Annotated in this window: 16 protein-coding genes; 3 read left to right on the top strand and 13 right to left on the bottom strand. The window is 53.8% G+C overall.

The features are described from left to right. Positions 1–6: 6 nt before the first annotated feature. Positions 7–1,077: a ComEC/Rec2 family competence protein gene (locus RBB82_RS01460; RefSeq protein ID WP_433973341.1), complete on the bottom strand. Its 1,071-nt coding sequence runs from the start codon at positions 1,075–1,077 to the stop codon at positions 7–9. A 148-nt stretch (positions 1,078–1,225) separates the two neighbouring features. Further along, positions 1,226–2,701, bottom strand: coding sequence for an RNB domain-containing ribonuclease (locus tag RBB82_RS01465; protein WP_433973342.1), 1,476 nt, complete (start codon positions 2,699–2,701; stop codon positions 1,226–1,228). 209 nt (positions 2,702–2,910) lie between these two features. Here RBB82_RS01465 and RBB82_RS01470 point away from each other — a divergent pair, with 209 nt between their 5' ends. Beyond that, positions 2,911–3,945: a polysaccharide pyruvyl transferase family protein gene (locus RBB82_RS01470; protein ID WP_433973343.1), complete on the top strand. Its 1,035-nt coding sequence runs from the start codon at positions 2,911–2,913 to the stop codon at positions 3,943–3,945. An 8-nt stretch (positions 3,946–3,953) separates the two neighbouring features. On the opposite strand, the gene RBB82_RS01475 is transcribed toward RBB82_RS01470, so the two are convergent. From RBB82_RS01475 to RBB82_RS01490, 4 genes are all read right to left on the bottom strand, one after another. Further along, positions 3,954–5,009 carry a LacI family DNA-binding transcriptional regulator gene (locus RBB82_RS01475; RefSeq protein ID WP_433973344.1) on the bottom strand — a complete coding sequence of 352 codons (1,056 nt, stop codon included), beginning with the start codon at positions 5,007–5,009 and terminating at the stop codon, positions 3,954–3,956. A gap of 214 nt (positions 5,010–5,223) precedes the next feature. After that, positions 5,224–6,882 carry a hypothetical protein gene (locus tag RBB82_RS01480; protein WP_433973345.1) on the bottom strand — a complete coding sequence of 553 codons (1,659 nt, stop codon included), beginning with the start codon at positions 6,880–6,882 and terminating at the stop codon, positions 5,224–5,226. Positions 6,883–7,404: 522 nt separating this feature from the next. Next, on the bottom strand, positions 7,405–9,498 hold the full coding sequence (locus tag RBB82_RS01485) for a glycoside hydrolase family 127 protein (protein ID WP_433973346.1): 2,094 nt from the start codon (positions 9,496–9,498) through the stop codon (positions 7,405–7,407). 210 nt (positions 9,499–9,708) lie between these two features. Next, positions 9,709–11,286 (bottom strand): ribulokinase, encoded by a 1,578-nt coding sequence (locus RBB82_RS01490; protein ID WP_433973347.1) that lies wholly within the window; start codon positions 11,284–11,286, stop codon positions 9,709–9,711. Between the two features lie 549 nt (positions 11,287–11,835). Between RBB82_RS01490 and RBB82_RS01495 the strand changes: the two genes are divergently transcribed. Continuing rightward, on the top strand, positions 11,836–13,773 hold the full coding sequence (locus tag RBB82_RS01495) for an alpha-L-arabinofuranosidase C-terminal domain-containing protein (RefSeq protein ID WP_433973348.1): 1,938 nt from the start codon (positions 11,836–11,838) through the stop codon (positions 13,771–13,773). Between the two features lie 131 nt (positions 13,774–13,904). On the opposite strand, the gene RBB82_RS01500 is transcribed toward RBB82_RS01495, so the two are convergent. The 5 genes from RBB82_RS01500 to RBB82_RS01520 form a co-directional block, all read right to left on the bottom strand. Next, positions 13,905–14,951 (bottom strand): UDP-glucose--hexose-1-phosphate uridylyltransferase, encoded by a 1,047-nt coding sequence (locus tag RBB82_RS01500; protein WP_433973349.1) that lies wholly within the window; start codon positions 14,949–14,951, stop codon positions 13,905–13,907. Further along, positions 14,952–16,124 carry a galactokinase gene (galK, locus tag RBB82_RS01505; protein WP_433973350.1) on the bottom strand — a complete coding sequence of 391 codons (1,173 nt, stop codon included), beginning with the start codon at positions 16,122–16,124 and terminating at the stop codon, positions 14,952–14,954. 35 nt (positions 16,125–16,159) lie between these two features. Then, a complete protein-coding gene (locus RBB82_RS01510) occupies positions 16,160–16,699 on the bottom strand; it encodes a glycoside hydrolase family 88 protein (RefSeq protein ID WP_433973351.1) in 540 nt (179 codons plus the stop codon). A gap of 192 nt (positions 16,700–16,891) precedes the next feature. After that, positions 16,892–19,474 (bottom strand): ABC transporter permease, encoded by a 2,583-nt coding sequence (locus RBB82_RS01515; protein WP_433973352.1) that lies wholly within the window; start codon positions 19,472–19,474, stop codon positions 16,892–16,894. Beyond that, positions 19,474–20,196, bottom strand: a complete 723-nt coding sequence (locus RBB82_RS01520) for an ABC transporter ATP-binding protein (protein ID WP_433975459.1) — start codon at positions 20,194–20,196, stop codon at positions 19,474–19,476. The genes RBB82_RS01515 and RBB82_RS01520 overlap by 1 nt, the downstream gene beginning before the upstream one ends. Before the next feature lie 68 nt (positions 20,197–20,264). Here RBB82_RS01520 and RBB82_RS01525 point away from each other — a divergent pair, with 68 nt between their 5' ends. After that, positions 20,265–20,981, top strand: a complete 717-nt coding sequence (locus RBB82_RS01525) for an arylesterase (RefSeq protein ID WP_433973353.1) — start codon at positions 20,265–20,267, stop codon at positions 20,979–20,981. A 3-nt stretch (positions 20,982–20,984) separates the two neighbouring features. Here the strand turns inward: RBB82_RS01525 and truB are convergent, their stop codons facing one another. Beyond that, positions 20,985–21,857 (bottom strand): tRNA pseudouridine(55) synthase TruB, encoded by an 873-nt coding sequence (gene truB / locus RBB82_RS01530; protein WP_433973354.1) that lies wholly within the window; start codon positions 21,855–21,857, stop codon positions 20,985–20,987. Between the two features lie 19 nt (positions 21,858–21,876). Then, positions 21,877–22,485 (bottom strand): GTP cyclohydrolase I FolE, encoded by a 609-nt coding sequence (gene folE, locus RBB82_RS01535; protein WP_433973355.1) that lies wholly within the window; start codon positions 22,483–22,485, stop codon positions 21,877–21,879. Position 22,486: the final 1 nt, after the last annotated feature.

Here is a 22,486-nt window from a genome sequence, read left to right on the forward strand (position 1 = left end):
TGGCAACTAACGCGCAGCGTACTTTTGGACAAATCCGGTTCTGGAGTTCACGACCTCGAAGCTGCCGTCCGAAGAGCCTTCCAATTCGAGAAAATGGCCGGCATCTGGACCTTGTGGATTGGCGATGTATTTATCCAACGTGTTGTTTTGGACTCCACCTTCCTCGGAGAAATGAAGTTGCCACAAGGTTTCGAGCCCGGGAGCCTTGGCGATCGTCTGAAGGATCGGAGTCGAGCCGCCCTTCTTTGCACCGTTATCCATAATCGCCACCCGCGCGTGAATCGCATTCACCAATGCGGGGCTAGAGCTCTGAGACCACCCGTGATGCGAGACGATGTAAACATCCACATGACCTAGTTTGTTGGCCGGACACATCAACTGCATCTCCTTGTCCCAAGTGAGGTCTCCAAGATCAAGGAGTTTCAGCTTGCCAAAAGTAATTTCGATGCCAAGAGAGCGTGAGTTTTCCGTCTGATCATCCGGGCGCTTCTCTGAGGCCGCACAGTACTCATTGGGCTGTCCCGCACCGGATAAAGCGCTCGATATCAAATTGCCATCCGAGCTGATCACTGTGGCCTTCATGCCCGTTATCGGCAACACATCGCCCACATGAGCGAGGATTCGCTGTGACTTCCCCGCCGCCAGAACCTTTTGATACTCCGAGTAATCTTTTTCAGTGATTCCATGGTCCAGTTCGCGATTCGGTCCATGGTCGATGAACGTACCAACAGGAATACGCGAGACAAGCTGAGGAACCCCTCCCGCATGATCCTCATGGTAGTGAGTAAGCAGGACATAATCGATCTTAGTAAGTCCAGCCTTCTTCGCCACACTCACAATACGATCCGCATCACGAGAATCGTTGCCAGGCCAACCCGTATCAATAAGCAGCGACTGGCCGGTCGGAGTAACAAAAAGTGTGGACTGGCCGCCCTCAACATCAACGAAGTAGACCTTGAGCCGGCCGTCCCCGGCAGGGCTGGCAGCGTGCGCCATCGACGCAGCCGAAAGCGTCAGGCCGGTCGCTGCAAAAAGCACGGGAACAATGCATCGCAAGAGGAACTTCACTGACGCCATCTTCATCTCCTGATTCTTACTCGTTGACTATCGTTCTATCGAATCTGGCTACCATCCACCGCAACCTTCCATTCTGTAGGGCGTGTATCCAATACTCATCAATACTATTCCGAAGATTCGAGTTGGCCGCGGGAGAAGAAGGACAAACCTATGTTTTAGCGAAGTCGATAAAAGCATGTTCAGGATTGGTGTGAACAAGCGTGACATTAACCCTGTCCCCTACATCCAAACCTGCCGCTCCACGAACCAACATCCCTTCGACCGGCGGATCCAGAACTCGAACGAATGTTCCCTTGTTTGTCACTCCAGTAATAACTCCCCGGAACTGCTTCCCAATGCTGCCAGAGAGAGCAATCGCCGCAACACGCTTGACCATGGAACGCTCAACCTTGCGTGCATCCTTATCGCGCTCATTGCAACGTTCAGCAATAGCTGAAAGTTCGTCATCCGTATAAGGCGGCGGCTCATTGGCGAGCATCGCCTTAACCACTCGCTGGGTAACCAGATCGGCGAAGCGGCGGTTAGGCGCGGTCGAATGCGCGTAGTCCGACGCCGCAAGCGCAAAATGCCCAAGCGGATACGGGTCATCCCCACGAGCAAGAACATACTCTCCCGCACCAATAAGCTTGATGATAGCCAGCGCAAGGTCCGCGTAGTGATCAGGGTCCGCCGCGCGCTGCGCCGTAAGAAAGTTGTTCAACGCCGCAGAATCCGGAGTTGGCGGGAGATGCCCATTATGCAAAGCAGCGAGATCGACAATACGCTGCCACCGTTCCGGCGATCGAACGATCCTGCGAAGACCAGACCGACGCGCCTGATGCAGCTTGAACGCAACAGTCTCGTTGGACGCAATCATCAGGTCTTCGATCAAAGTCATCGCACGATTATGCGTGCTGCTGGTAAGCGACTGAATCTTACCGTCGGCAATCACAGGAACAGCTTCGCCGCGCTGAAAGTCGAGCGCACCATCACGATTTCTCTGCTGCCGCAACGCATCAGTTGCTTCTTCCTGCAAATGCAGCTGTTTCTCCAAAACCTCGCTGGCAGCGACCTTCGCATCCGGCGCAGCATGCCCTTCAAGCCAAGGCCCAACCTTGTTGTAAGTCAGTTGAGCCGTGTTACGAACCATCGCCGAATAAATCGTCTGCTCCGCAAGTTTCCCCTCCAGCGTCACAACGAACTCCGTAACAATAGCCGCCCGGTCCTCATTCTCGTTAAGCGAAGTAAGCCCCGTCGAAAGCTCATTCGGCAACATCGGAAAATTATGGACAGCGGTATAGATCGTCTGCGTCTGATCGCGCGCAAAGTTGTCTAGTGGAGAGCCTTGAGCAACAACCGCCGCAACGTCAGCAATGGCCACCTTGATCCTGATACCGCCGTCAGCCCGTTCAGCAACTTCGATCTGATCAAGATCACGCGAGGTGTCGTTGTCGATAGACGACCAAGGCAGCCCACGCAGATCCTGCTGAGTAGAAACAGGGGCGACGCGCCCGGCAAGAATCGCGGCAAGCTGTTCATCGCTGCCCTTGGGCCGTTGAAGCTGAAAGTGTTCGCGAGTTAACTCCGCAGAAGCTGCTGCTGCCAGATCAAAATGGTTTGTCGACATGCGAAGTAAGGCTAGCATGTTCACCGAAACAACATGATTTGATCAGTTTGTATTGACGCCGCTAAAGCCAATGAAGTAGCCTTAAATAGCTCGTGAAGAATGCATTAAAGTTGGTTACAAAAGGTCACCGAACTCAAAGAGCCAGCAATACTTCGACCTTCCCTTTGTATGCCAGATGAGCGCTTCGGAACGTCAAAGCCACAGAAAAGACTGGATAAACGTCCCTGATGGAAGTTTTCTATTATCGCGATCCGACCGGGAAACTCAACTTTGGCGATGACCTGAACGAGGTCATCTGGCGAGAGCTCCTACCCAAACATCTCTTCAAGGATGACAACGTCATTCTGTTGGGAATCGGCAGCATCTTCAACGCAGACTTCGTGCCATTGTCCCGCACACGCGGCAAACGAATGTTCGTCCTCGGTTCTGGCGCCGGATACTTCGCACTCCCTCCAGGATGGGAGCACTGGACGATTCTCGCGGTCCGCGGCCCTCTCACGGCAGAGTTGGTCGGCCAACCCAAGGTCGCCGCAACTGATTCGGCCGCGCTGCTCTCTGTGCTGCCTCAGATCGTGCGCCTCGCGCCGGAAAGAAACGCAACCCTGTTTATTCCGCATCACTCATCCGCAGACTACGGACAGTGGGATAAGGTAGCTGCAGCAGCCGGGATGACTCTCCTCGATCCGCGCTGGCCAGTGCCAGTTGTCATGGAACACTTCTCTCGTGCAAAGCTCGTCGTGACCGAGGCCATGCACGGCGCGATTGTGGCCGACACACTTCGCATCCCCTGGATTCCAATCACGATCGCTCCCGATACACTGCCCTTCAAATGGCGCGACTGGACTCTTTCGCTTGACCTCCCCTACGAACCGATAACCGTCTCCGCCAGCTCTGGGTGGGAGATGTTGCATCACAGGGTATTGAAAAAAATTGCTAAGAAAAACGGTGTGGTTGCATCCGCATTGGTAAAAGACCTCAACTGCAAAGATGGCCTGATAGCCGATTTCAAAGAACGGTACAAAACCGTGCCTGAGAAGACGTCAGCGCAGATGCCAGTCAAGAAAGCCCCCGGGAAGAAACAAGTTATATCTCTAGCTCGAACTGCATCGTCTCCACTCGACGAGATATTCATCAGCAACGCGGCAAAACAAATACGTCAGATCGCTTCCGGCAAAAGCTACTTAAGTAAAGATAGTGAATTTTCACGCGCCGTCACTCAACTTCAGGAAGCGGTTCACAAATTCATAACCGCGGCAGGCTAGAAGAGACGTCAGCGTGTGGCCTTTGGCTTGTCTTTACTTATCTGCAGATCCGCCATCGTGCCTCGCGGAAATCCCGTTGACTCTCTCACAATAAGATTCGTTTGAATACTGAATTCGCGGTTCTGGGCGGAGTCAGCAGCCTCTTCAACGTGGGCTCGCAACGCCGTGACAGCCGCACGAGCCAACTCAAACCGCGACATCTGAATGGTCGTAAGCGGCGGAATTGTCACCTCCGCGATGTGAATGTCATCGAAGCCGATAACAGAAAAATCGTCCGGTACTCTTAGCCCGGCGCGGTAGAGCTTGTGCAAAACACCTATCGCCGTCATGTCATTCGAGCACATCACTGCGGTCGGCGGCAGCTTGGCATCCAATATCTTCCCCATCGCAGCGATACCGCCCTCCATCGTGTGATCGCCTTCGATGATCGACTGCGGGTCGGGTGTAATTCCACACTCCTGCAACGATTGAGAAAAAGCCGACACGCGCGACTGCGCCGAGTGGAGCTTCATCGGGCCGCTCACAAACGAAATGCTTCGGTGTCCCAACGCAGCCAGATGCTGAACACCTTGCCGAATTCCATGGTGATAGTCCACCTTCAACACACTGATGCTCGGACGCCGAGGCCCTACATCAATAAACACCAGCGGCACTTTACGTTTGGCCAGCTGATCGAGCAATGGCTCTTCAATACCGAAGGTCATCACCGCAACCCCTTCGACCTTGCGCTCCAGCATCCGGCGAATGCAATGCGACATCCTCTTCGGATCGTAGTTTGTGGAGCTGACCAGGATTTCATATCCGTTTTCAACTGCGATGTCTTCAAAGCCCTGAATCAGCTCTGGGAAGAAGGGATTAGTAATCTCCGAGACGATCAGACCGAAGAGTCGGCTTCGGCCCGACACCAACGCACGAGCCTGCGTATTCGGAAAATAATCGAGCTCGTCGATCACCTCCCACACTCGTTTCGCCATCTTCGGATTCACGGTGGGAACGTGATTCATGGCGCGAGATACCGTGGCGATCGAAACATTTGCCGCTCTCGCTATCGTGCGAATATCCATTCGCTCCGGAACTTTACCTTCTGGCTTCGATGTTCGAGTCGTCTTCTTATTGGCCACGCGTCGTCCCTGGGTATGCGTTTACAGCATAACTTAGATACTCGCCCAATCCGCGACCCAATATGAGGTCAGACGCTCAGGCATTTCAGACTTCTCCGGCAAGCGCGCACTCCGGGCAAGCCGTCTGACCTGCCCGTTACTCCCGGCAGTCACGCACTCATCGTTGCGCTTCCTCTTCGTCGTCGTTCTGCTTGGGCAGGTCATCCACATCGAACACCAGCAAATGACGCCCATCCGCATGCACATAGTCGGCTACCGGGGGTACGCAGATGTGGCCTGCCATGACGGGGCTGCGATCGCCCGCCATCTCCGGCTCACGCAGGTCGTAGCAGTTGCCGTGGACGTGGCCGCTTACACTGAGCAACATCGTAGCGTAGTAATCGACCTGAAGGTCGTTCAGCGCCTTCACGAGAGGCTCTTTGCGCTTGATAACCTCTACGAAAGCCGCGTCGCCGGTAAGCCCCTCAAGTTGTACCATCGGCGACGACATAAGGTAGGATGGCATGCCAGCTCCGCCTCCCATCGCATAGCGGCCTGGATGTGCCTTTGCGAAACTCTGCAGCTCGGTAGCCTGCTGGTACAGCAGAAGCTCGGTCGCATTCGGCCGCATCAGGTTGATCAAAATCAGCATCGCAAAGCCAGCGGTAGCCGCCGTAAGCCCTCTCATGACGATCTTGCTCTTTAACTGCTTCCAATCTTCGATCAGCTCTGGTCCAAGGAGCGCAGCAACCGGCACGAGAGGATAGAGGTACCAAGTCCAGATCGGCCAGTCACTCGTGATGGACAGAACGGTATAAAAAAGCAAAGGGTGCAACAGGACGCAGAGTTGTACTCTACGGCCGCCCACTCCGGCGGAGTCATCCTCTCCCGGTCTGCGCAGTAAACGCAGCAGGAAGACTATTCCCATCACGCAGGCGGGCCACGTCAGCAGTACATTAGCCGAACGCACCGCGAGCAGGCTCTTTATCGTGCTCGCCGACGGACTTAAGCCCTCTTTGAGATTCTTGGCGATACCCGAAATCGGCAGGAACGCGCCGAACTCCACACGGTTGAATACAAAGTACGCCGCAACTGGGAGAAGCCCAACACCAAACCATAGAAGGTTTTGAAGCGCCGTCTTCCGCTTCCCTATTGGCTGATACAGCGTCAGCGCGCCGTACATGGCGACCACCATCAGGGCGTCAACTCGGCTCAGAACTATCCCTGAAGCCAGCAACCCGCTGAGCATAGCGTTGCGGGGTGTCTGACTCTCGAGCGGCTGAACAGCCATCCTCTGCCAGAACACCGCAAGAAAGAACAGAGTAAGCGAGATCTCCATTCCGGTTCGGCATGCGACAGCCATGAATGTTATCGAAAACACGGCGAATGCAAGACCATAGCCGCCAGCGAGATGAAGTGTGCTCTGGGTGCGACGCAACGCATAGTAAGCTCCGCACACAAGCAGCCAGACGAGCAGAATTAGCACGACGAAGAGCGATTCACGATCTCCGAAGATGCGATACAGAAGAGCATTGATCAGCAGCCAGAGGGGGTGATAGCCGTTCGTGGGCTGAATACCGTTGAACGTCGATACACCATGCAGAACCAGATTCTTCGCGACAACCAGATAGTAGAAGAAGTCATCTTCGAAAAACGGAAGGTACCGGTTGCCGCCGTGGGCAAACCGGGACAACAGCACAACAAGGTAAGTCCCGAGCAAAGCCACGGGAAGAATGCGGGTCCATCTCGGCAGCACCGCTTGGCGAAAAGAATGTAGGCTGGAGGCACCAGCCGCCTGAGATCGATTTTTTTGTGAGGCGGTCTCAGTTTTCTTCAAGCATTTTCTCCTAAAGACGTTTAGAAAGACTTCTCCCTGCCCCTTTTTAGGAAGTTCAGGGGTCTTCCTCTGCACTCTCGGCTGTTTGCTTATCCCTAAGCTAACATTGGAGGCTTCAATCTCCTCACCAAATCCTCAAACGGTTACCGTTGTGCCTTTGCGGCAAAACTTTGGCACTAGAGTGAAGTGCTCTCGCAATCATTTTATATGCAAATATTTGCATAGGTCCAGATGTTGAAGTTAAAAGGGTTCTTCCGAATCAAAGCGGGATGCATTTGACTCAGACAGGACAAATCGCCACTCAGCACAAAAATAAAGTTCTAAGAGTTGGCGTATTTTTCAGCGTCGAAAAAATGGCCGTTAAGAAACCATCTTTACCATGCAAAGCACCACAAAATGACCACAAAAACACCACAAATTGCACCCCGTTTTCGCAAAAAACCCAGCAAAAACGTCGATTCACCTCGCCATAAAAAAACACGAAAAACAGTCTACAAATCGGCCCATCGCAGGTCCGAAACCCTAAGCGTCCTTATACGGGATCCAGACCTGCATTGGTGCAGGCTTACGATTCGCCCATGCATAGTAAGGAATCAGCCTCACAGTCGTAGGACTCGCCGGCGCCTTTGGCGTAGAAGACTGAAAATACAACGTAGTATCCGTAGCAGTCTTGCTGATCGTCGCCGGATGCGTCAAAACCATGATCCCGTCCAACAGATGCGGCTCAAACTGCGCAGTCGTCTCTCCATCCTCCAACACCGTATATCCGGCGAGATTCACTCCACCGTCATGCTCCGACTGGTCTAAATCTTCCATACAAAACACGATCGGCCCGCGCTGGAAGGCCACTCGACCGCGGTCCTCCGTCACAGCGGGATTCGCCTTCAACAGGTGCGTCGTCATATCAAAGTTCAGGTCTATCGTGTCATCTTTCGACCAACGCCTGCGAATCGCCAGATACTCACCAGGCTTAGCGCCGGCGACCTCCTCACCATTCATCTTGACGCGATTCTTCGTCGACCATCCCGGAATACGGACATACATCACGAAGTCGCTCGGAGTCGCTGGACTCACGGTGATCTTCACCTCTCCATCCCATGGATAATTCGTCTTCTGCTGCACTCTCAGCGCCGTACCGTCATGCAGATGCCAGTTCATCTCCGAGTTGTCGTACAAATGCACAAAGACCCCGTCATCGTTGGTGCTGTAGAAGTACCCGGAAAGCGAAGCGAAGGTGCGCTCCAGGTTCGGAGGACAGCACGTCGTGTCGTACCACGCATTTCGAATCTTCCCATCCACTTGATCTCCATCCCTGCTCTCCCCTGTCGGGTCAAACGCTAGCGGATTTCGATAGCAGTAGGTCCTGCCATCAAGTGACATCCCGGAATTAATGCCGTTGTAGAGCGCGCGTTCGATCACGTCAGTGAACTTCGCATCTCCCGACGCAGCCAGCATGCGCCAGTTCCACATCATGTTCCCGATTGCCGCACAGCTTTCTCCGTAAGCCTGCGCGTTCGGTAGTTCGTATGGATCACCAAAGGCCTCCCCCTCGGCACGAGCACCAACACCACCGTTTACATAGAGTTGATGCGCCGTCAGGTCATTCCAAAGCACATTCAGGGTCTTCCAGTATGCCGGATCGCCGGTCTCCAGATAGTAGTCAGTCGCACCGCAACATGCATACATGGCTCGAACGGCATGCCCTTCGAGCTTTGTACGAGAGGTAAATGGAATCCCGCAGTACATGTAGACGATCTGTTCTGGCTTCAACGGAACGCGTTCGTCGCCATGCAAAATGTATCCCGCCAAAGTGATGTACTTGGGATCTCCGGTTGTGCGCGATAGTTCAATCAATGCCATCTCAATCTCTGGATGACCAGCGACAATGGCCTTCTGATTCGCCCGAGGACCATAATCAGGAATTAGAAAACTGTCCACGAATCGAATCCCCGCGTCGAGGAGCGTCGGATCACCAGTCGCTCGATAATACGCAATTGCACCTTGGAGCAAGTGGCCGATGCAATACAGCTCGTGGCCGGTCGTCTGGGTATCGTACCTCATCCGCAATGGCTTTCTATCGCTGTTGTAGTAGGTATTCAAATACCCGTTCGGTTCCTGGACTGCAACAACATCGCGGATCATCGCGTCTGTCGTCGCTCTTAATTTCGGCTCGTCGGCAATTTGCAGCTGAAAGCCCACAGCCTCGGTCCACTTGTATATATCCGAGTCTGAATAGACAGGCCCCTTCTGCGGTTCTGACAACTTTCCCTTGAGCCGGAGATAGTTATCCATCCGTCCGTGCTCCAAAAGCTCGTCGTGCATACTTGGGATGCTTGCCACTAAGTTCGTCGTACGACGTTGGGACCAGAAACCCGGTTGAATAACCACCGCCCTCACCGGTACCGTTTTCAACTTGGCATGAGGCGAGTTGGAGAGATCGATGACACCAGCATTCTTCCAATCGGGTTTCGGCAGTTTTTGCGATTCACTCGATTGTTCGTCGGTCCCCATCGTAAATAAGCTGATGCCCTTAGGTTGGGCGATCGCAACTGCGGAAGGAATCATCGACACTGTTGCTGAAGCGATAAATCGACGGCGGGATAGCCTGTGTTTCATTTTGGTGCATCTCCTCTCCAAGTTCAGGCGACCGTTTTACCTATGTCAAACCGTTCATCAAATATCACTTAGCCGTTTTGTTGGATTTCTCGAGTTTGCAACATTTGGGCCAACCTTCAAACTTAAAATTATCGAAAACTGCATGTCCACAACTTGGAGGTGCCTATAAAAAATTGGATAGCAATGTCGTGTTCCAGCGGCGCTTCGCAGTTATTTTCGGACGGCAGCAGCAATTCGTCGAAGCTCTGGAAGAATCGCACCTAAAGCGGTTGGAACAGATTCTTCCCGACCCAATGAGAAGTATGCACTTTTATAAAGCACGAACAATTGATCGTAGACTGCGACAGCAGCGGGCTGCGGCAGGTAGGTCTTGTAAGGAAGGCATAACTGCTTTTGTGCCTCTTCAATGCTGTCGTATATCCCTGCGGACAACAATGCAAAGATTCCCGATCCAAGGCTTGTTGGTATTCCAGCTGGTACCAGCAACGGCTTGTTCAATACGTTTGCGTAAATCTGGTTCAAGACCAGGTTGCTTTGAGGAATACCGCCAGCATTAATAACTCGCTCCACAGGTACACCATGGGCAGCCATTCGTTCGAGGATAATGCGCGTGTGCAGCGCAGTACCTTCGATGGCCGCGTATAGTTCGTCCTGTGCGGTATGCAGGAGGTTCCAGCCGAAGGTTACTCCTCCAAGCTCTGGATTCACGAGCACAGTGCGGTCCCCGTTGTCCCAGCTCAATCGAAGTAGACCCGTCTGGCCTGCAGCATAATTTTCTAGCCCATTTGCAAGCTCAGCTACCTTCATTCCAGCGCGGCGAGAGATCGCTTCGAAGATGTCGCCAGTTGCAGACAGACCAGCTTCGATGCCAGTGAAATGTGGATGGACGCTGCCTGGAACTACACCGCATACGCCTGGGACAAGCTCGGTTCGAGTGGCCATCGCGATGATGCACGTGGAAGTGCCGACAACATTCACAACATCACCCTCACGGCAGCCGGCGCCGATAGCATCCCAATGAGCGTCAAACGCACCGACCGGGATTGGGATACCCGGTCTCAGCGTCAACTCCTGTGCCCACTTCTGGGAGAGTGTCCCGGCAGAATGATCGGAGGTGAAGCAGTCTCCGTTGAGCTTTTCGCGAACTCCCTCGAAGAGCGGATCTACCTTCAACAGGAACTCTTGCGAAGGAAGACCACCCCACTTCGGATTCCACATCCATTTGTGGCCCATGGCGCAGACGCTGCGTCGTACCTTGGCAGGATCAGTTACTCCTGCAAGCGTTGCCGCAACCATATCGCAGTGCTCAAAGGCACTGGCGAAACGTTCTCGCTTGTCTGGATTGTGTCGAAGCCAATGTAGGAGCTTCGCGAAACCCCATTCGTGCGAGTAAACGCCTCCGCACCAGACGATGGCCTCCAGCTTTTCTTTGTGTGCGAGCTCAGTAATTTCACGCGCCTCCCCGTGCGCACGGTGATCGCACCACAGGTAATAGTCATCGAGTGGTTGCATTTGAGCATCCACCGGAATGACGCTGGATCCTGTGGTATCGAGTGCGATAGCAACAATATCTTCGCCGCTAACGCCGGTCTCTTTGAGCACCTTGCGTGTCGCTCGTACCAGCGCCTCCATTTGTTTGTCGTGTGATTGTGTGGCAAAGTCGGGATCCTCTCGCCTGCGCTCCAAAGGGTAATCGGACGAGGCCGTTCCAAGTCGGCCACGCTCATTGTCCAACAGCGTTACTCGGACGCTTAAGGTTCCGAAGTCAACTCCTGCAGCTATAGCCACAACTCCATCCCTCCAGAGCCTCTTTCAGCTTCCATTCTGCGCCCATCAAAGGAATCCCTTCCACGAAGATATCTCGCAAGGGCTTCATTCGAAGCCCTACATCGGAGATTGCGAAGAAGCGCACCAAAAAGCCCCTTTTCAGATATGTTTTATTCAACCGGCCAGCACATCGGCTAAAGTCACTAGCTTCACCGTATAGAGCGCTAAGGAAAACGTTTTCACGTTACTCGAACCTCTCGGCAACTGTCAATCATAAAGCGGACTTTTACCCTCACAAGCATGTGCGGCTATATTTGGAAAACTTGTCGAGATGCTTATTGACGATGGTAGTTCAAGTCTAGTATGTTGCTTTTTCACTGTCGACTTTCTGTTTTTGCCCCACCTATTGAACTCGCCTCATCTAAAGGTCCTTTCGTAAACTGATCCGCCGTAATGACACAATGCGCTGCAATAATAAACAGTGACGAAAACGTTCCCGGACAGTAAGCGTTTTCACAACTTATTCCGAACCACGGAGAGAGCCTGACAATGAACGTAGCTTCGATGACCATGAGTTCGAAAGTTGAGCATCTACAGCGAATCTTCCTGAATATCGGATTGTTATTGTTTACCGGCACTCTCATGACAATGCCTTGCGGCGCGCAGCAGGCAGCGGCAACACTCAATATTCAGATCGACCATCCCGCTCATCCGGTTAGTCCCACGCTTTATGGCTTAATGACCGAGGAGATTAACTACTCTTACGACGGCGGATTATACGCAGAGATGGTGCGAAATCGCACGTTTCAGGACCGAGGCTTTGGAGGGGTAGCTCACTGGAACATCGAGCATTTGGGAACTTCGGATGCAACGATGTCGGTCGACGAGACGGAAGGTCCGAGCGCTGCGCTGCCCCACAGCCTGCTAATTGAAATCAAGCAGGCCGATTCGGCGAGTCTAGCAGGCGTGCGGAACGAAGGCTATTGGGGGATGGCTTTGCGTCCCAATACAAATTACAAAGGATCGCTCTACGCGAAGGCGGGTTCCTCCGAACTTGGCCCGCTGAACATTGCGCTGGTAAACGACAACACAGGCAAAACAGTGGCTAGCACCACGGTACAAGCACTTTCGACGGAGTGGAAACGCTACGAGTTCTCACTGACCACGGGAACTATAGCAACTTCGTCGGAGAACCATCTTTTGCTAACGGTTGGGCATGCGGGCAAGGTTTGGCTCGATCTGGTTTCGCTCTTTCCCCCGACGTACAAAGATCGCGTCAATGGGAATCGACCTGACCTGATGGAGATGATGGCGGCTATGCACCCGAAGTTTTTGCGACTGCCAGGCGGCAATTATCTTGAGGGAGATCAGATTGACGAAAGGTTTGACTGGAAGAATACGATCGGTCCGCTTGTCGATCGACCGACACATCGAAGTCCGTGGAACTATCAGTCGTCAGATGGAATGGGCTTATTGGAATTTCTGGAATGGACTGAAGACCTGAAGATCCAGACCGTACTTGCGGTGTACGCGGGATACTCCCTGAAAGGTGACCATATTCATCCCGGCCCTGCGCTGACGCCGTTCGTCGAGGATGCCCTGGATGAGATTGAGTTCGCTACCGGAGACACATCAACAAAGTGGGGGGCTGTGCGAGCAAAGCTGGGCCATCCGGAGCCATTCCCCATCAAGTACGTCGAGATTGGCAATGAGGACTGGTTTGACCGTTCGGGCAGCTACGAGGGACGTTACGCGCAGTTCTACAAAGCCATCAAGGCAAAATATCCGCAACTCGAACTAATTGCGACTGCACCTCTGAAAGGGATGAAGCCGGATGTACTCGATGATCATTATTACAAGCGCGCCGACGAGTTCTTCGAAGATGTGAAGCACTACGACACTGTAGACCGGAACGGACCTAAGATATTCGTTGGTGAGTGGGCGACACGCGAGGGATCACCGACCACGAATATGGGCGCGGCACTTGGTGATGCAGCGTGGATGACGGGCATGGAGAGAAACAGCGATTTGATCGTCATGGCTTCGTATGCCCCCTTGTTTGTCAACGTAAACCCGGGGGGGATGCAGTGGGAATCGGATTTAATCGGTTATGACGCGCTGAACAGTTATGGAGCTCCCAGTTTCTACGCGCAGTCGATGTTTGCGGAGTTCCTTGGAACTGAAGTGCCGGTTTCAACCGTTCAAGGTGGAGGCCCACGCTTCTTTTACTCAGTAACGCGGGATGCCGCAAAAGAAGTGATCTACCTGAAATTAGTCAATGCTTCGTCAATTGCTCAATCCATCGACGTCGAAATTACGGGCGTAAACAGTGTCGACAAGAATGCAACCCTGGTGACGCTCGATGCCGAAAACCTTGCCAAGACGAACACGATAACGGCTCCCACCCGTGTTGCTCCCGTGAAGTCGGCAGTCAAGATTACGGGCGCAAAGTTCAACCATACTATGCCGCCCTATTCCATCCAGGTGCTTGAACTACACGCCAAGTAGCTTGTTGCTTGAGGTCTGCAGTTTCTCTCACGAACAGTATGCCGAGCTAATCGAGTGTCGATCTGGATCGACACTCGATTGATGGATCGCGAAGTCTGGATGATGCGGTTGCTCGTCAGTTCCTCCGCAACTTAAGCTTTCGAAACTCGCGAACTTGCTTGTCGCAAAGTCTCAGCTGCGGATTCAGGGGTGATATCTCTTTGAGGCGATCCAAGCAACTCATATCCAACCATAAACTTGCGAATGCTGGCCGATCGCAGTAGCGGAGGATAAAAATGGGCATGAAATTGCCACTCCGGATGCTCTTCCCCGTCGCATGGCGCAGGATGGAGTCCCATCGAATAAGGAAACGGAGTGTCGAAGACCTCGTCATAGGTCGAAGTAACTGCTTGTAAGACTGCAGCGAAATCAGTCCTCTCCTCTTCCGTCAAAGCTTGGAGTTCGGTGACATGACGTCGAGGGAGAATCATTACTTCGAAGGGCCAAACCGCCCAGAACGGAACGACTGCGAGGAAACTCGCGTTTTTCGTAACGACACGCTTGCCGAGCGACTCTTCCAATTTCTGGTACTCGCACAACAAAACAGAATGGCTGTTGGCATGGTACTCTCGCTGGCCAGCCAACTCTGACACCACTTCATTCGGGATCGACCGACTGGCCCATAGTTGTCCATGTGGATGCGGATTGCTAGCCCCCATCATTGCCCCACGATTTTCAAATATCTGTACATAGGAGATGTCTTCCCGCGCACCTAACTCCTGATATTGCTGTGCCCATAGGTCTACTACCACACGTATGTCTGCTACCGACATCTTCGCTAAAGTGAGATCGTGGCGCGGGGAGAAGCAGATCACACGACAGATCCCGCTCTCACCCTCTGCCACCAGCAATCCCTTATTATCCTCATCACTTGAAAAGCGAGGAGAGTCTAACTTGAGGGCCGCGAAGTCATTTTGAAAAACGTAGGTGCTCGTGTATTTGTCCGTTCGGACGCCACCTGCACGAATATTTCCAGGGCACAGGTAACAATGAGGATCGTATGTCAGGGCGACCTCTGCAGCCTTGGCCTCGGTCTGCCCTTGCCAAGGTCGCTGAGTGCGGTTCGGTGAAACGAGCACCCATTCACGTTTTAGGGGATTAAACCGCCGATGAGGATTTTGCTGAGCTAATGGATTCACTTATGCACCGCCCTTAGCGGCAAGCTCGAGGGCTCCATCTGAAGGTTCACACACAAAACATTCCGCCTGAATTCCCGTACTCGTCGAGTACTCCCGTTTTAGCGTCTCGACAAATCTTTCAGCTTTATCCGCACGCACCACATTCACCGTACACCCGCCGAATCCACCACCGGTGATTCGCGCGCCAAAACAACTCTGCTGCTCCATTGCGATGCGGACGAGTCCATCAATTTCAGGACAACTTGCTGCGAAATCATCCCTCATACTCTCGTGGGCGAGGACCATTAATTCTCCAAATTTACCCATATCACCATCCAGAAGAGCTTTCCGCGCATCGAGAACGCGCTCGTTTTCAGTGATGATATGCCTACATCGCGAAAAACTTTCCTCAGTCATTTTTCCTTTACAAACTTCAAGGTCTTCAAGCGTCGCGTCACGAAGTAGCTCTATTCCAGGCCGCTCACGCCGCAAGATGTCCTGCCCCACTTCTACCTCGTCGCGTCGATTTCCGTACTCACCTGTCGCCACTGCGTGTTTTACCATCGAGTTGCAGATGACAACCCGTACCTGGTCAGGCAGTGGCAGCAGTTCGAAGGAAAGCGATCGACAGTCCAATAACATCGCACGATGCGCAACCGCGCCAGCGACAACAAACTGGTCCATAATGCCGCTTTTCGCGCCAACGTACTCGTTTTCTGCCCGTCGGCACAGCGTTGCAACCTTCTCAAGCGGCAATTCGATCCCGGAATGGCCGAGCAACGCCATAGCCGTGGCGACCTCTATTGACGCAGACGAGCTTAATCCGGCCCCCAACGGTACATTGCCCATTAGGCTCACATTACAGCCTGCCATAGAAATTCCAGCCTCAAGCAGAGACCACAGAACCCCGGCAGGATAATCACTCCAACGCCCGCTAGCGGCACGCGCTAAAGAAGCAATTTCGAAGGAAACCTCTTCTTCATAGTTGGCTGAGTAAAAAACAGCGAGTCCATCCTGCCGTCCGCTGACCACAGCGATGGTTTTAAAATCGATCGCCATCGGCATCACCAAGCCGCCGGTATAGTCAGTGTGTTCCCCGATCAGATTTACCCGCGCAGGCGCGGCATAGATAAGTCCTTCATGTCCAAAGCGTAGCCGATGCTCCTGCAGCGCCCGCTCTTTCTCCACCTTCATTCACGACACCAGTTATTTGGAATTACAAGACAGGATTATCCTACAACGCCGGAGCCACTATCTCCGCTTGCGCCCGTTTCCGGCGGCAAGTGGAGCGACTCCCAAGCGGCGGATCTCGCTACCAGCCAAGAGAAACGCACCCACGCCATAGGTGTAACTCGCAGTCGCTTTAAACGGGGCCGGCTCGGCGCCCGTTTGCTGAATGCATCCCAAACGGCCATCCGAATAGATGTGTTCAACCATGCCAGCCCAGGCTTTTTCAACGACTGGCCGGTACATCTTCGCGTCCAAACACCTTGATTGATTCCCCAGGCCAGCGCGTAGGTAAACAGTGCTGATCCTGACACCTCGGGTTGAGAGTAGTTGTCAGGATCGAGCAATCCGGCCCGCCAAAGTCCGTCCACCCCTTGAAGCGAAGCCACCCGTTCTGCCATCGCCTTCAACTGTGTTGCGTACTTTCGTCGCGCTGGATCGTCCGGCGGGAGATACTGCAATGTCCGTACAAGACCGCCCATCACCCACCCGTTGCCTCGCGACCAGAACATCTTCTTGCCGTTCGCCTCGGTCCTAGTCAAGAAATCAGCGCCCTGAGCGTAGAGATTTCACCGCAGTTCTGGGCAGTCTGATTCGCTGACACTCCTTCGTCCATGCGAACCAACCCTCGGTCTGCGGCCCAGGCCGCCGCCTACGATTTTCAAAATGATCAAGGGATTGATGAACAATCTTTCGAATATGGAACTACACCTAGCTGAGAAGCTCTATAGGGTTTATTCCTCCCGGAGAACTTCAAGAGGCTTTCGTCCCAGAATGCGGTGACTTGCGATCCAACCCGTAGCAACCGTCAGAGCGGCGGTCCCCACCAGAGCTCCCACCGCCCAACCCCACTGGAAATGGTAAGCGACCGTAAGGCGCGTCAGCAGCACCCGCGCAATGATGTTTGCAAAAAGCACACCAACAAAGCCAGCGACTAGCCCCAGCACAGCGAATTCGATGGAAAATACAGTGGCGATGCGCCCTCGCGTCGCACCCAGCGTCTTAAGCACGACGACCTCTCGAATTCGGCGATATCGCGTTCCTGCGATCGAACTGGCGAGAATAATAATGCCGGCAAAAATGGAAAACGTGGCGAGAAACTGAATGACATATGTAATTTGAACGACTACCGCACGTACCGTTTCGAGAGCCTGAGCGACGTTGATCACAGTAACTGTTGGATACGCATTGTAGAGAGCGCGCTGCAGTTGGTCGACATGATTTGGGTCCGCATGAACGCCACCGTACCAGACGACAGGCAGGCCAGCGAGAGCAGGCTGAGGCAGAATGAACTCCGCCCGCGAGTATGCATGCTGGCCATCGGATTTGGTAAGCGCCACGACGGAGGCAATGAACTGGGTGTCCTGCGCGGCGAAGGTGATGTGCGAGCCAACATGGACTCCTAGTCGCTCAGCCTGCCGCTGTTCAACCGCTACGACCGGACGTCTTTCGTCAGCGACCCACCAGTTCCCTTCTACCGTTTTTGTGCCGGGAGGTGCTGTATTCGACCAGGTGAGATTAATTGAGCGCAACATTCGCTTGGGAAAGTTCTTCAACTTTGCCTCGTTTGCCGGCACACCATCGATCTCCATGATCCGAGATGAAACCACGGGAAGCAACTCGGGCGGGGCCGTCACACTTTGCTGCGATGTCAGCAGCTTTCGGATGCCAGCAACCTCGTCGTTCGTAATGTCGATCAGGAAGACGTTCGGCAGATTGGGAGCCGCCGATACATGAAGTTCCGAGACGACAGCCTGCTGGACAAGATAAACAGTCATGATCTGCATCACGCCTAACCCAAGTGCAGCGAGCAGTGCGGCAGAAGGGTTACCTGGGCGGTAGAGGTTTGCCAGACCATGTCGAACCGAGGACGTTAGATGAAGTCGGGTCTTTGAAAGAAAAAGTCTCAGCCCCGCGAGGACAGCAACAGACGCAACCAACAAAACTATAAGCACGGCGACCAGACCCGCTGAGAAGACCTCGCCAACAACGACAGAGTCGCTCAGCGTGGTCGCAATCGCTGCGAGGCCGACGAGAATCAGCAGGGCAGCTCCCAGTTGTGCCAGATTTTTTGTGATCTTGCGCCAGATCGCGGTCACAAAGGGATCATCGTTGTCTTCAACGGCTCTGCGGAGAATCAGAATGGGGCGCACACCTCGTATGTCGAGCAACGGGGGCAGCGTGAACAGAAGAGTTGTCAGGATACCTGCGGCAAGTCCGGTAATGACAGTTCGAAACTGCACATGAAGCTCAGTATCGACATGGATGAGTTTAGCCAAAAGATAAGGAAAGCTAAGCTGCACACCAACTCCGAGAGCAACGCCGAGTAGCCCCCCGGCCAAGCCCAGCAGCAGCGTCTGCAGAAGATAGATCTTTATAATCTGGCCGGACCGTGCTCCCAGCGACTTCATGATGGCGATCGTATCCAGACGCTGTTGAAGGTGGGCTCGCATGGCCATTGCCACGCCAATGGCACCAAGCACCAGTGCCACGAGACTCATGAGTGACAACAAGCTCGTTGCCCGATCCAACCCTTGAGTTAAGGCCGGGTTCGTCTCTCGGTAATCAATAATTTGTGCCTCTGGTAAGAGCTTCTCCAGGCGTAGCTTCAGATCAGCCACAGCCTTATCGGAGATGGGTGCCCCATTGCTCGGCTTGGGAACTCGGAAGAGGTAACGCTGTCCCGCATGGCTTCCGGGTGCCAGCAGACCGCTGGCGTCCAGCCCTTCGCGCGAGATCAGCACACGCGGGCCAGCTGAAAAGTTGCCTGACAGTCGATCCGGTTCGTTCACCACAATCGACGCAATCCGAAAGAGCTGGGTGCCGATCTTCAGATCGTCGCCAACTTTGAGATTGAGTCGCACGAGAAGATCGTCCGCGACGACCACAGTATTTGCGGTGAGCACGGTCTTCAATGGACTAGCGGTAGCCAGTTGTACCTCGCCGTAAAACGGATACTTTGCTGGATCAACTGCTTTGAGCGAGACCAACAGAGGATCAAGGGTCTTCGGCGAGGAGGCCATCGAGAGCAGTTCCGTGACCGGTGTAATCTCAACTCCGCTAACCGTAATCTCGTCCAGCGCCTTCTGCTCTTCAAAGGTAGGTTGCTGAAACATCCGCGCTGAGAGATCGGCCGCCATGATGCTGCGTGCTCGATTCAGCAGCGAACTGCGGAATGAGGCAGAAAAGCCCCGCACCCCGGTTAACGCAGCTACGCCAATCGCAACCGAGAGGAGGACAAAGAAAAACTTACCCCGAGAGGAGTGCATCTCGCGGGCGGCAATCTTTGCAGCAGAGCGAAAGGAGAGGGCCGCCATCAGCCATCCGCCAGTGCAGCTTCACGTGGACCTTCGGTCGGGGCCGGATTGATCTCATCTCCGATGATCAATCCGTCCCGCAGAGTAATTCGTCGGTTTGCGTAGGTTGCCAGGACGGGGTCGTGAGTGACCAGCACCAGCGTGGTGCCTTCTGAGCGGTTTAGATTCAGCAATAGTTCGAGCACGTGAGCGCCGTTGGTGGTGTCGAGGTTTCCAGTCGGCTCGTCTGCAAGAACTATGGGGGGCCTGAGAATGAATGCTCGTGCCAGAGCCACTCGCTGTTGCTCGCCTCCGGAGAGCTGTACTGGATAATGATCCATGCGGTCGCCGAGGCCGACACTGGATAGCAGTTCCTGCGCCCGCGGGAGACCGCTCTCCTTCGTGTCAGTGTTCAATTCATGCGGCAGCAGAACGTTCTCAAGCGCTGTGAGCGTTGGAATTAGCTGATATGACTGAAAGACGAAGCCGATCGTTTTGCCTCGCACCTGCGCAAGCTTGTCTTCCGCGAGATAACTGATGGCGGTCCCGTTCAGAAAGACATTTCCTTCGGTGGGGGTATCAAGTCCCGCCATCAAACCAAGTAAGGTCGACTTGCCGCTCCCGCTCGACCCCATGATTGCAGCAAACTGTCCTCGCGGGATGGTAAAGTCCAGCCCCTTCAGAATATCCACTGTGCGGTTGCCGTTACGGATCGACTTGCGAAGGCCTTCAACAGAGATCATGGGAGTGATTGGCGCCAACTTCGGGTTCTCCTTCTTTGGCAACAGCTCGCTTTTGTTACTTTGTAGAGATGCGTGGAACGAATTCAATAGTTATTCTAGCGGTCGTGGCGCTTTCGCTTCTTGGTTGCCGAGCCAATACAACGCCAAAGCATGTCGACACTTCGGACTCCAACCAGTCGATCCCTGAAACCGCTCCTCCTACGCCTGCGCCACAGGCGACGCCAGCGACGGATAAGAGGCCCCTTGTGGTCTGCTTTGGCGACAGTCTTACTGCAGGTTACGGAACCGACCTTGGCCAGAGCTACCCTGACTATCTACAAAAAGATCTGGACGCAGAGGGTTATAACTACCGCGTCGTAAACGAGGGCATCAGCGGCAATACCACCAAGGATGGCGCCAACCGACTCGACAGCATTCTTGCGTTGAAGCCCGCGGTTGTCGTAGTTGAGTTTGGCGGTAATGACGGCCTGCGCGGTCTCCGAATTGAAGACTCACGCGCCAACATGGACAAGATTGTCGGCACACTGAAGGCAAGTGGAACGAAGGTAGTGCTTGCTGGAATTACGCTCCCCCCCGATTACGGCCCCGACTACATCATTCAGTTCAACGATACCTATGCGATGCTTGCGACGAAATACCGGGTACCGTTGCTCCCATTCTTGTTGAATGGAGTCTTTGGTGTCGATGGAATGATGCAGGCTGACAAAACCCACGCCACAAGCAAAGGGAATGAAGTCGTTGCGCGAAACGTCCTTTCGCTTCTACTTCCACTTCTCAAGAAATGAGCCTTAGCCGAGAACGACGATCGGTTGCATCAAAGTCCCGGCTATGCGGCGAGCTATTGCCAGAAGATCCGTCGGAGTCGTAAACACTTTGATCAACGGAGCTTGTGAAAAATCAGGCAGGTTCACCTGCATTCCATTCCGCAAGCGCCCGGCCAACTGATCGTCCACCGTAACCGACGGCATCTCAGTCAAAAGCGTCCGTGGATGCGGCAGCAGTGCTTCCAAATCGACAGCGGATGAGTTCTTGAGCTGATCGATCGTCATCGATTGCTCAAGTGTGAATGCGCCAGCACAGGTGCGCCGCAAGCTTGAAAGATGTGCTCCGCATTGCGCCAACTGACCGAGTTCGTGGGCCACCGAACGAACATACCCCCCGGCGGAGACGGACATTGAAAAAGTGGCTATATCGCCTACCAAAGATGTGAGTTCGAAACTGTGGATTGTGATCCGGGCAGGCTTGACTGCGACTTCCACCCCTGCCCGCGCAAGCTTATGAGCAGCAACGCCGTTTATCTTTTTTGCAGAGAAGATGGGAGGTACCTGGTCCAACTCTCCTCGAAACCTGCGGCTAAGTTCGCGCAACTGATCGAGCGATTGGGTGAGCGGTCGTGTCTCAGCCGCAGGTACGCCGTCGGCATCGAAGCTGTCGGTGACGAAGCCAAAGCGAATATGCCCCGTGTAATGTTTGTCTGCCTGTCCAAAAAATTGAGCCAACCGTGTGTATTTACCGAGAAGGAGCGGCAGAACGCCGGTGGCCATGGGATCCAACGTTCCCAGATGTCCGATCGATTTTTCACCGGTGGCTCGGCGGACGATAGCAACTACGTCGTGCGAGGTGATGCCGGAGGGTTTATCAAGAACAAGAAGACCATTCATGCAGTCTCTAGTTTACCTGCTATACACCACTTCCCTGCCGGCGAACTAACGAAAGGAACTCATTCCGCGTCTGCAGTTGGGACTTGAACACTCCAAGCATCGCCGAGGTGACTGTGGATGAATGTTGCTTTTCAACGCCACGCATCATCATGCATAAATGTTGCGCTTCGAGAATGACGGCCACCCCCTGGGGATGGATCGCCTCGGTGATAGCATCACCAATCTGGCGGGTCAATCGTTCCTGAACCTGTAGCCTCCTGGCAAAGACATCTACAAGACGTGGAATTTTGCTCAACCCGATCACCTTTCCATTCGGAACGTAAGCGATATGGGCTTTGCCAAAGAATGGCAATAGATGATGCTCGCACTGTGAGAAGAACTCGATATCTTTCACGATGACCATCTCGTCGTAGTCGACATCGAAGAGAGCATCGTGGAGTACCTCGGTGACATCCATCGTGTAGCCGCGAGTAAGGAACTCCATGGACTTCTCCATGCGCTCCGGGGTGCGCAGCAGACCATCTCGCATAGGGTCTTCGCCGATGCGCAGTAGGAGTTCGCGATACAGATCCTGGGTCGAAACGCCATCCAGCAAGGGTGCTTCGATCGTGGCCGAGTTACGTGGCATA

Origin of the sequence: Tunturiibacter lichenicola, assembly GCF_051013355.1 — a bacterium.
Lineage (GTDB): Bacteria > Acidobacteriota > Terriglobia > Terriglobales > Acidobacteriaceae > Edaphobacter > Edaphobacter lichenicola_F.